The 244-nt window shown below is 45.9% G+C and carries 1 protein-coding gene; it reads left to right on the top strand.

Features of this window, described 5'->3' with window-relative positions:
- On the top strand, positions 1-244 hold a 244-nt coding region (locus AAEY68_RS21555; RefSeq protein WP_350586884.1), incomplete at both ends, for a 3-methyl-2-oxobutanoate hydroxymethyltransferase.

Below are 244 nucleotides of genomic sequence, written 5' to 3'. Positions count from 1 at the left end.
ACGATACACTTGGCGTAACTAATCAAGATATTGCCTATCACACTCGTTGCGTACGTGCGGGTAGCCGTGAGCTGTTTGTAATTGCTGATATGCCGTTTATGACTTATTCGAGCCCCAATGACACCTGTAAAAATGCCGCTGAGCTAATGCGTGCTGGTGCAAACATGGTTAAGTTAGAAGGGGGTGAATGGCTTTTTGAGAGCATTGAAGCCCTAACTCAACAAGGTATTCCTGTGTGTGGTCA

The organism is Pseudoalteromonas sp. RB2-MNA-CIBAN-0110, assembly GCF_040309305.1.
GTDB classification, from domain to species: Bacteria; Pseudomonadota; Gammaproteobacteria; order Enterobacterales; family Alteromonadaceae; genus Pseudoalteromonas; species Pseudoalteromonas arctica.
This window is presented reverse-complemented; position numbering and strand designations above follow the sequence as displayed.